The sequence below is a fragment of the Mycobacterium sp. E3305 genome, assembly GCF_001666785.1.
In the GTDB taxonomy this organism is placed as follows: domain Bacteria; phylum Actinomycetota; class Actinomycetes; order Mycobacteriales; family Mycobacteriaceae; genus Mycobacterium.
This window is the reverse complement of record NZ_LZJA01000304.1, coordinates 61,132-70,937: the sequence shown is the minus strand read 5'-3', so window position 1 is coordinate 70,937 and position 9,806 is coordinate 61,132. Positions and strand designations below refer to the sequence as shown.

General features: G+C 69.4%; 10 protein-coding genes. 6 read left to right on the top strand and 4 right to left on the bottom strand.

The annotated features are described in order from the left end of the window. The 4 genes from A5701_RS26510 to acsA all read right to left on the bottom strand — a co-directional run. The coding region (locus A5701_RS26510; protein WP_304528235.1) for a biotin/lipoyl-containing protein at positions 1-303 on the bottom strand (303 nt) is incomplete at its 3' end. After that, positions 300-1,277, bottom strand: a complete 978-nt coding sequence (locus A5701_RS26505) for an alpha-ketoacid dehydrogenase subunit beta (protein ID WP_067761161.1) — start codon at positions 1,275-1,277, stop codon at positions 300-302. The genes A5701_RS26510 and A5701_RS26505, both read right to left, overlap by 4 nt. Then, positions 1,274-2,245 carry a pyruvate dehydrogenase (acetyl-transferring) E1 component subunit alpha gene (gene pdhA, locus A5701_RS26500; protein ID WP_067761159.1) on the bottom strand — a complete coding sequence of 324 codons (972 nt, stop codon included), beginning with the start codon at positions 2,243-2,245 and terminating at the stop codon, positions 1,274-1,276. Before pdhA ends, A5701_RS26505 begins: the two co-directional genes overlap by 4 nt. Next, positions 2,242-4,041 carry an acetate--CoA ligase gene (gene acsA, locus A5701_RS26495; RefSeq protein WP_067761155.1) on the bottom strand — a complete coding sequence of 600 codons (1,800 nt, stop codon included), beginning with the start codon at positions 4,039-4,041 and terminating at the stop codon, positions 2,242-2,244. The genes pdhA and acsA overlap by 4 nt, the downstream gene beginning before the upstream one ends. A gap of 177 nt (positions 4,042-4,218) precedes the next feature. Between acsA and A5701_RS26490 the strand changes: the two genes are divergently transcribed. The 6 genes from A5701_RS26490 (at position 4,219) to A5701_RS26465 (ending at position 9,805) form a co-directional block, all read left to right on the top strand. Continuing rightward, on the top strand, positions 4,219-5,205 hold the full coding sequence (locus A5701_RS26490) for an NAD(P)H nitroreductase (protein WP_067761153.1): 987 nt from the start codon (positions 4,219-4,221) through the stop codon (positions 5,203-5,205). 42 nt (positions 5,206-5,247) lie between these two features. Further along, positions 5,248-5,517, top strand: coding sequence for a DUF1918 domain-containing protein (locus A5701_RS26485; protein WP_067761152.1), 270 nt, complete (start codon positions 5,248-5,250; stop codon positions 5,515-5,517). Positions 5,518-5,524: 7 nt separating this feature from the next. Continuing rightward, entirely contained in the window at positions 5,525-5,764 is a 240-nt protein-coding gene (locus A5701_RS26480; protein ID WP_067761150.1) for a hypothetical protein, read from the top strand. Positions 5,765-5,920: 156 nt separating this feature from the next. Then, entirely contained in the window at positions 5,921-7,960 is a 2,040-nt protein-coding gene (locus tag A5701_RS26475) for an erythromycin esterase family protein (protein WP_156670281.1), read from the top strand. 22 nt (positions 7,961-7,982) lie between these two features. Next, complete coding sequence (locus A5701_RS26470) at positions 7,983-8,969, top strand: 1-phosphofructokinase family hexose kinase (protein WP_067761185.1); 987 nt, start codon at positions 7,983-7,985, stop codon at positions 8,967-8,969. Between the two features lie 65 nt (positions 8,970-9,034). After that, entirely contained in the window at positions 9,035-9,805 is a 771-nt protein-coding gene (locus A5701_RS26465) for a universal stress protein (RefSeq protein WP_067761147.1), read from the top strand. The last annotated feature ends 1 nt before the right edge of the window (position 9,806 follow it).

The following is a 9,806-nucleotide window of genomic DNA, read 5'->3' as shown; positions in this document are numbered from 1 at the left end:
CGTCGAGCACGCCGCGGCGGCGAAGCCGGCCGCGCCCAAGCCCGTCGCCCAGCCGGGAACCAAGCCGCCGGCGGCCGTCAGGGTGGCCAAAGTCGTTCCCACCTGTACGGTTTCGCCCACGGGCACGACGAGCTCGTCGACGATGCCCTCCTGCCAGCATTCGACCTCGACCGCGGCCTTGGTGGTCTCGACGATGGCCACGACCTGGCCGCGCGTCACCTTGTCCCCGGGCTTGACCAGCCACTCGTTCAGGGTGCCTTCATCCATGTCGGAGCCGAGCGAGGGCATCTTGAATTCGATCACGGCTGTTCCCCGAACAGGCTCTGCACGGCGGCGACGATCTTGGTGGTCTGCGGCAAAGCGGCCTCTTCGAGGTGCTTGGCGTAGGGAATGGGCACCTCGGCGCTGCACACCCGCGCCACCGGCGCGTCCAGGTCGTAGAAGGCGCCCTCCATCACGCGTGCGGTGACTTCGGCGGCGAGGCTGCCGGTGCGCCAGGCCTCGTCGACCACCACCGCGCGATGCGTCTTGCGGACCGATTCCAGGACCGTGGTCTCGTCGAGGGGGCGCAGCACGCGCAGATCGATGACCTCACAGTCGATTCCGGCCAGGGACAACTCGTTGGCGGCGTCGAGCGTCTTCGGCAGGCAGCCGCCGTAGGTGATCAGCGTGACGTCACCGCCGGTGCGGCGAACCGCCGCGCGCGAGATGTCGGTCGGGGAGAGGACGTCGACGTCGGTCGAGGTGTTGTAGAGCTGAACGTGCTCGAAGATCACCACCGGGTCGGGGTCCTCCAGCGCGGGCCCTAGCATGCCGTACGCATCCTCGACGGTGGCCGGAGCCAGCACCTTGATGCCCGGAATGTGGGCGTACCACGGCTCGAGGCTGTGCGAATGCTGCGCGGCGAGCTGGCGACCGGCGCCCGTCGCCATGCGCACGACGATCGGCACGGAGAACTGCCCGCCGGACATATGACGCAGGGCCGCGGCGGTGTTGACGATCTGGTCGAGCGCCAGCAGGCTGAAGTTCACCGTCATGACTTCGACGATCGGCCGTAACCCGTTGAGGGCCGCGCCGATTCCGATTCCGACGAAGCCCAGCTCCGACAGCGGCGTGTCGCGCACGCGCTCCGGGCCGAATTCTTCCAGCAGGCCCTTGGAGGCGGCGTACGTTCCCCCATAACGCCCCACGTCTTCCCCCATCACCACGACGCGCGGGTCATCACGCAGGGCGTCGCGCAGGCCGTCGTGCACGGCGGTTCGATAGCTGGTCTTCATCGCATTGCCTCTTCGGTCAGCACGTCGCGCTCGAGATCCGCCACGTCCTCCCACGTTCCGGCCTCGGCGTAGGCCACCGCGGCCTCGATCTCGGCGACGGCCGCGTCTTCGATCTCACGCACGTCGGCGTCGGAGAGCGTGCCGTCGCCCACGCACTTGTCGGTGAACGCCTGGATCGGGTCGCGCTCGCGCCATCGCTCGACTTCCGCCTTGTCCCGGTACAGTTCCGGGTCGAACATCGAGTGCGCGCGGAACCGGTAGGTGCGGAATTCGATGAAGAACGGGCCACCGGTGTCGCGAACGTGGTCGACGCCCTGCTGCGCGGCGGCATGGCATGCCTCGACGTCCATCCCGTCGACCGCGAGCGTGGGAACCCGGTACGCGGCCGCCTTGACGGTCAGGTCGGTCTGCGACTGGGCGCGGTCCAACGCGGTGCCCATCGCGTAAAGGTTGTTCTCGCAACAGAACAGCACCGGCAGGTTCCACAGCACCGCCATGTTCAGCGACTCGTGGAACGCGCCCTCGGCCACCGCGCCGTCGCCGAAGTAGCAGGCGGTGACCCGCTTCTGCTGCAGCATGGCGTCGGCCAGCGCGATGCCCACCGCGAGCGGCAGGCCGCCGGCGACGATGGCGTTGCCCCCGTAGAACCGCTTGGCCGCGTCGAACAGGTGCATGGAACCGCCGCGGCCCCGCGAGCAGCCCTCCTGCTTGCCGAACATCTCGGCCATGATCGAGGTCATCGGGATGCCACGCAGCAGCGCGTGCGCGTGCTCGCGGTACGTCGCAACCACCGCGTCGTCGTCGGCCAGTGCGCGCAGGGACCCCGCGGCCACGGCCTCCTCACCGACGTAGAGGTGCAGGAATCCGCGAATCTTGGCCGCGCTGTACAGTTCCGCGCACTTCTCCTCCATGCGCCGCACCCGGATCATGTCGGACAACAGCTCATGGGCCAGTTTCGTATCGGTCATGATGGCACCCCTTCGGCGTGCTGGACGGGGCGCTGCTCGATGGTGGATGTATCACCTTCGGGCAGGCCGAGTTCGCGGGCCTTCAGCAGGCGCCGCATGATCTTGCCGCTGCTCGTGTGGGGCAACGAGTCGACGAATTCGATCTCCTTGGGCGCCACCGTGGCCCCGAGCCGTTTGCGGGCGTGGCCCATCAGTTGCAGCCGCAGGTCCTCGTCGGCCAGGACGCCGTTCTTCAGCGTGACAAAGGCCTTTACCATTTCGCCGACCGTCGGATCGGGTATGCCGATGACGGCCGCCTCGGCGACGGCGGGGTGATCGGTCAGCGCGCTTTCCACTTCGAACGGACCGATCAGGTGTCCGGCGGACTTGATCACGTCATCCTTGCGGCCGACGAACCAGAAGTAGCCGTCGGCGTCCTTCTTCGCGAGATCCCCGGACAGGTAGAGGCCGTCGGCGAACGCGTTGCGGTAGCGCTCTTCGGCGTTCAGGTAACCGCGGAACATCGATGGCCAGCCGGGCCTGAGCGCGAGCTCACCCTCCACGCCGGGTTCGTCGACGACCTCGACGGGCCCGTCGTCGTCGCGGTGCACGATGAAGGCGTCGACCCCGGGCAGCGGCCGGCCCATCGACCCGGGCTTGATGTCGAACGCGGGTGTGTTGGCGATCATGATGCCGCCCGTCTCGGTCTGCCACCAGTTGTCGTGAATCGGCAGGCCCAGCACCCGCTTTCCCCACCAGACCGCCTCGGGGTTGAGCGGCTCGCCGACGCTGGCGATGAACCGAAGCCGCGGAAAGTGGTAGCGCGCGGGCAGTTCCGGTCCGGCCTTGATCAGCATCCGGATGGCGGTCGGTGCGGTGTACCACACGGAGACGCCCTGGTCCTGCAGGATGTGGTACCACCGTTCGGCGTCGAATTCCGCCTCGTCGACGATGGAGGTGACCCCGTGCAGGAGCGGGCTGATGATGCCGTAGGACGTGCCGGTCACCCAACCGGGATCGGCTGTGCACCAATAGGTGTCGTCGGGATGCAGGTCGAGCGCGTACAAGCCGGTGACGTAGTGCATCACGACGGCGCCGTGCACGTGGATGGCGCCTTTGGGCGTGCCCGTGGTCCCGCTGGTGAAGTGCAGCAGCGCCGGGTCGTCGGCGGTGGTCGGTTCGATCGGCGCGTTCTCGTCGGCCGCGTCCAGCCATTGCCAGAAGTCGAGCGTCCCCGGCGGCGCGCCGCCGCCCTGGCCGTCGTCGACCACGAAGACGTGCCGGAGCGAGGGGAGCCGATCGCGGATCTTGGCGACCTTGCGCTGGTAGATCGCCCTCGTGGTTACCAGCACGTCGGCCTGCCCGATGTTGACTCGGGTGGCGATCGGCTCCGGCCCGAAGGCCGAGAACAACGGTGAGACGACGCTGCCGTTGCGCAGCGCGCCCATCATCGCGATGTAGAGCTCCGGGGTGCGGCCCATGAGCGTGAAGACGCGGTTGCCCTTGTTGATGCCCAACGAGCGCAGCGCGCTGGAGAACCGCCGGGAGAGCCGGCCGAGCTCGGCGTAACTGAGGTCTTGGGTGGCGATCACACCGTCCCAGGGCCGGTCCGGGACGAACCGCAGGGCCGTGCGCGTGGCGGCCGGACCAGCGGTGTGACGATCGACGGCGGCGTAGGCGATGTTGCACAGGCCGGGGCCCATGCCCTCGCACGGATCCGGCACATCGGACCAGTGGAACTGGGCGCGCTCGTGTTCGTAGTCCGTGAGGTTGGGCCGAACGGAGAAGTCGGTGGCCGTTTTGCGGATGACGTCCATGACAGGGTCCTCGCTTCGGGTAGTCGCCTTCATCGTTTGCCGCGGGGCATCGCCGCAATAGAGACAAAGGTCATCAGTCGACCCCGGGTCCAATGACCCGACGCTGGGGACCAAGGACCCTGGCGCGCGCTGCCCGCATGCCCGAGGGTCCAGGTAGGAAAGGAGGGGCGACGAGCGATGACCCCGACGTTGGTCGACACCAAGGTGCTCACCAGGGCGGTGGAGCTGGCCTGTCGCGCCCCTTCGCTGCACAACACCCAGCCTTGGCGATGGGTCGCGGACGGCCCGAGCGTCGACCTGTTTGCCGACCCGGACCGCACGGTGCCCTCGGCCGACGGCTCCGGCCGCGAGTCGATCATCAGCTGCGGCGCGGTGCTCGACCATTTCCGGGTCGCGATGGCGGCCGACGGGTGGGCGACGAGCGTCGACGAGTTTCCCAACCCCAACAACCTCGACCACCTGGCCTCGGTCGACTTCCTCCCGACCGACTACGTCGCCGCGGCCCGGCGCGATCGCGCCGCGGCGATCCTGCGCCGCCGGACAGACCGGCGGCCGTTCGGCGCACCGAGGGACTGGGCGTCGTTCGAGCCGGTGCTGCGGAGCGCCTTCGACCCCGGCCTGGTCTCCCTCGACGTGCTCGCCGACGACGCGCGGCCGCGGCTGGTGGAGGCGGCGCGTCTCACCGAGGCGCTGCGCCGCTATGACGACGTCTATCACCATGAATTGCGTTGGTGGACAGCGCCGGGCAGGCACGACGACGGCATCCCCACGGCGGCGCTGGTGAGCGACGCGCAGCGGCGCGCCGTCGACGTGAACCGCCGGTTTCCCGCCGACGCGAACGCCCGACCGGGTTCGGCGGGACTCGCGGACCAAGCGGAGGTGCTCGTCCTGTCCACCCCGGGAGACACCCGCGCGGACGCATTCCTGTGCGGCCAGGTGCTTTCCGCGATCCTGCTGGAATGCACCATCGCGGGTCTGGCGACGTGCACCGTCACCCACGTGACGGAGTTGCCGGCCAGCCGCGACATGGTCCGTCAGCTGATAGCCGACACCGAAGCGGTGCCCCAGGTCTTGATCCGGGTGGGCACCGCCTTCGCGGGCAAGGGCGGCCCGGAACCGACGCCGCGGCGGCCCCTCGGCGATGTCTTGGAGATACGCCGCTAGGGCGGCCCGGATTGTGGCCATGGATTTCGAAGGGAGTCGACGATGATTGCCGATGCCGGGGACTGGCTCGTCATCAAGAGCGGCACGATCGGTCGCCCGGATCTGCGCGGGCTGATCACCTCCGTGCGTTCCCCCGATGGTGAACCGCCCTACCGGGTGCGGTGGCTGGCCACCGGGGAGGAGGCGACCGTGTTCCCGGGCCCGGACGCCATCGTCGTCACCGCCGCCGAGCAGCAGGCCGCCGACGAGCGGGCTCGAGCACGATTCGCCGCGGTGCAGGCCGCCATCCGGGATCACAGCCGAGTCGGGTAGCAGCCAAATGCCTTCTACCACAGACGGATGCCCGTCGATAACCGACGCCGACGTCGACGAGCTCGCCTTTGAATTTCTGCACTCGCCCTACGCCGGCCACACCTACGTCGACTGGCGTTTGGACCAGCGCCTCGACGGCTTCCTGCGCCACCGCGGGCTCGTGCGGCTCACCCAAGACGGTGACGCCTACGGCCTCATCCTCAACCGGGTGATGGCCTACATGGCCGAGCTGCGCCGGAAACGGTGACCCGACGAACGACCCGTAAGCCTGGGACTTCGGTCCCTACCGCCGATTACGGCGGACTGGTCGGATGAAAGTCGTCAATGGTGAAAGGGATCGAGGAGATTGCCATGGCGACCCTTCCCGTCCGCCCGCCGAGCGGCGTAGTGACCGCGGTGCGCGATGACCAGAGCAGCTGACGCGACCCGGCGCTCGCCGCGCCGCGTGTTCCGCGACCGCAGCGAGGCCGGCCGGGTGCTGGCCAACCTCCTCGGGGCCTACCGCGATCGGCCAGACGTGATCGTGCTGGGTCTGGCGCGGGGCGGCATACCCGTCGCGTGGGAGGTGGCGGCGGCGCTGCGCGCGCCGCTGGACGCCTTCATCGTGCGCAAGCTCGGCGCGCCCGGCCACGAGGAATTCGCGGTGGGAGCACTGGCGAGCGGGGGCCGCGTGGTGGTCAACGACGACGTCGTGCGTGGCCTGCGTATCACCCCGCAGGAGTTGCGCGCGGTCGCCGAGCGTGAGGGTCGGGAATTGATTCGGCGCGAGGCCGCCTACCGCGACGGGCGCCCACCCGTGGAGGTGGCCGGCAAGACGGTCATCCTCGTCGACGACGGATTGGCCACCGGCGCAAGCATGTCCGCGGCGGTGCAGGCGCTGCGCGAAGCCGAGCCGGCGCACATCGTCATCGCCGTGCCGGCGGCCCCCGAGTCGACGTGCCGGGAATTCGCCGGGCAGGTCGACGACGTCGTGTGCGCGAGCATGCCCACCCCGTTCCTCGCGGTCGGCGAGTCCTTCTGGGATTTCCGCCAGGTCACCGACGACGAGGTCCGCCGGCTGCTCGCCACGCCGACGACCGGGGCGTCGCGGGGCGCCGCGGCGCGGACACCGGCCGACGTGATCAGCCGGGTCGCCATCGACGCGCCGGCGGGCGTGCCGCCGCAAGCGGCGCTGGACGCGCTCGTCGGTGACGCGCGCATCGTGCTGATCGGCGAAAGTTCGCACGGCACACACGAGTTCTACGAGGCCCGGGCCGAAATCACCAAGTGGCTGATTGAGGAGAAGGGTTTCTGCGCCGTCGCGGCCGAGGCGGACTGGCCCGACGCCTACCGGGTGAACCGCTACGTTCGCGGCATCGGCGACGACACCACCGCCGACGAGGCGTTGAGCGGCTTCGAGCGCTTTCCCGCCTGGATGTGGCGCAACACCGTCGTCCGTGACTTCGTCGAGTGGCTACGCACGCGAAACCGGCTGCACGAGAACAACGGCCAGCGGCAGGCCGGCTTCTACGGCCTGGATCTCTACAGCCTGCACCGGTCGATGCGGGAGGTGATCGGCTACCTGGACAAGATCGACCCCAAGGCGGCGGCGCGGGCGCGGGAACGCTACGCCTGCTTCGACCACGCCTCGGCGGACGACGGTCAGGCGTACGGCTTCTCGGCGGCCTTCGGCGCGGGCCCGTCGTGCGAGAAGGAAGCGATCGATCAACTCGTCGAGATCCAGCGCAACGCGCTGGCCTACGCGCGCAGGGACGGCCTGCTCGCCGAGGACGAATTGTTCTACGCCCACCAGAACGCCCAGACGGTGCACAACGCGGAGGTGTACTACCGGGCGATGTTCAGCGGCCGGGTCACCTCGTGGAACCTGCGCGACAAACACATGGCGCAGACCCTCGACGCACTGCTCAAGCATCTGGACCGTCACGACGACGTGCCGTCCGCGCGAATCGTGGTGTGGGCCCACAACTCCCACGTAGGCGACGCCCGCGCCACCGAGGTGTGGGCCGACGGACAACTCACGCTCGGCCAGCTGGTCCGGCAGCGGCACGGCGACGAATCCCGCCTGCTCGGCTTCAGCACGTACGCGGGCACCGTCACCGCCGCCAGCGACTGGGGCGGCATCGCCGAACGCAAGGTCGTCCGCCCGGCCCTCAACGGGAGCATCGAAGAACTCCTGCACGAAACGGGCAGGGCGGCGTTCGTGGTGTCGCCGCACCTCAACCCCGGGGCCGCGGAGCCCCTCGGCGCGGTGCGCCTGGGGCGTGCCATCGGGGTGATCTACCGCCCCGAGACCGAACGGCAGAGCCACTACTTCCACGTCCGGCCCGCCGACCAGTTCGACGCGATGATTCACATCGACCGGACGCGGGCGTTGGAGCCGTTGGAGGTCACCAGCTTGTGGATCGCCGGCGAGACGCCGGAAACGTATCCGAGCGGCCTCTAGGCACGAAGCGATGGAGATACAGATGCCGGCCGATCGGGCGCTGAGCCGAAGAATCGTCACGTTGACCATGAATCCCGCGCTCGACATCACCACGAGCGTCGGCGTGGTGCGGCCGACCGACAAATTGCGCTGCTCGGCGACGCGCTACGACCCGGGCGGCGGCGGCATCAACGTCGCGCGGATCGCGAAGGTCCTCGGCAGCCCGGTGCTGGCGGTGTTTCCGGCGGGCGGGTCGCACGGTGGCCTCGTCACCACCCTGCTCGGCGAGGCGGAGGTGCCGTTCCTGCAGATCCCGATCGCCGCCCAGACCCGCGAGAGTTTTTCCGTCAACGAGACCAGCACGGGCCAGCAATACCGGTTCGTCCTGCCGGGCCCGGAGCTCAACGCCTTCGAACAGGAGCAATGCCTCGCCGAACTGCGGGCCGCCGCCCAGACGGCCGAAGTCGTCGTGGCCAGCGGCAGCCTGCCGCCGGGCGTCCCGGCCGACTACTACCAGCGGGTCGCCGACATCTGCCGGGAGCTGGGCGTGAAGCTGATTCTGGACACCTCCGGCGGCGGCCTGCAGCACATCTCCTCGGGCGTGTATCTGCTCAAGGCGAGCGTGCGCGAGCTGAGGGAATGCGTCGGCCGCCGACTCGCCACCGAGTCCGAGCAATTGGCCGCCGCCCATCAGCTGATCGACAGCGGCCACGCACAGGTCGTCGTGGTGTCCCTGGGGTCCTACGGCGCGCTGCTCGCGACACGCCATGCCAGCCAACGCTTTCCGGCGGTCCCGATGCGTAGCGGCAGCGGCGTCGGGGCCGGCGACGCGATGGTCGCCGCGATCACGGTGGGTATCACCCGTGGGTGGCCGCTCGCCAAATCCGTTCGGTACGGGATCGCGGCGGGCGCGGCGATGCTGATGACGCCCGGTACGGCGGTCTTCGAGCGCGTCGACGTGGAGCGGTTGTTCGAGCTGGTGGCCGAACCCGCGGAGGTGGGGCCGAACGACTTCGCAGCTGGGGCCTAACGGCCCCTCCGTCGCGGGGCGCCGGCGCAATAGCCTTGAAAGCGAATGGAACCCTAGGAGCCGACATGAACCAGCTGGACGCCAAGGCCGTGGTCGTCGGCGTCAACGGCTCGAAAGCCGCGGTGAACGCCGCGAAGTGGGCGATCGACGAGGCGATCGGCCGGCAGATGCCGCTGCGCCTGGTCTATGTCATCCCCCCACGAGGGGGCCACGCCGGGTCGGGCCCCACCTCGGAATGGGAGGTCGAACGCGGCGAAATCGCGCTGTGCGAAGCGGAGTCCGCCATCCAGAGTGAGCGCAAGGCGGTCGAGATCGAGACGGCGATCGTCTCCGGTGACCCCGCGCAGGCGTTGATCGACCAATCGCTGGACGCCGCCCTGGTGTGTGTCGGCACCGCCAGGCGGGGATGGGCGTCCGACGGGCTGTTGGGCCCGACCGCGGCCGGCCTGGTGGCGCGCGCGCACTGCCCGGTCGCGATCATCCGCACCAATCCCGACGGGTCGCCGACGGAGCTCGGGGTGATCGCCGTTGTGCTCAACGACGAGCCCGACAACGACGAGGTGGTACACCAGGCCATGGAGGAAGGGCGCCGCCGCCACGCCACCGTCCGGCAGATCGACCGGCGGCTGAACAGCTGGGTCCGCCGCTACCCGGACGTCCACGTCCAGACCGTCGCTGCGGGCACCGGCGCCAGACCCAGCGAGAAGCCCGGTGGCACAATCGAACTCGCGGTGGTCGGCAGTGCCGATGCCGACGAGATCGCGGGGCTGGTCACCCCGAACTGTCATCCGATCGTCGGCTACCCCGACTGCTCGGTGCTCGTGGTTCGCCACTGAG

Bases quoted from the DNA above. Each gene is read 5' to 3' on its own strand.
- A5701_RS26475 (WP_156670281.1), top strand. From the start codon at position 5,921: ATGACCAGAGCAGCTGACGCGACCCGGCGCTCGCCGCGCCGCGTGTTC.
- pdhA (WP_067761159.1), bottom strand. From the start codon at position 2,245: ATGACCGATACGAAACTGGCCCATGAGCTGTTGTCCGACATGATCCGG.
- A5701_RS26505 (WP_067761161.1), bottom strand. From the start codon at position 1,277: ATGAAGACCAGCTATCGAACCGCCGTGCACGACGGCCTGCGCGACGCC.
- A5701_RS26470 (WP_067761185.1), top strand. From the start codon at position 7,983: ATGCCGGCCGATCGGGCGCTGAGCCGAAGAATCGTCACGTTGACCATG.
- A5701_RS26485 (WP_067761152.1), top strand. From the start codon at position 5,248: ATGATTGCCGATGCCGGGGACTGGCTCGTCATCAAGAGCGGCACGATC.
- A5701_RS26490 (WP_067761153.1), top strand. From the start codon at position 4,219: ATGACCCCGACGTTGGTCGACACCAAGGTGCTCACCAGGGCGGTGGAG.
- acsA (WP_067761155.1), bottom strand. From the start codon at position 4,041: ATGGACGTCATCCGCAAAACGGCCACCGACTTCTCCGTTCGGCCCAAC.
- A5701_RS26465 (WP_067761147.1), top strand. From the start codon at position 9,035: ATGAACCAGCTGGACGCCAAGGCCGTGGTCGTCGGCGTCAACGGCTCG.
- A5701_RS26480 (WP_067761150.1), top strand. From the start codon at position 5,525: ATGCCTTCTACCACAGACGGATGCCCGTCGATAACCGACGCCGACGTC.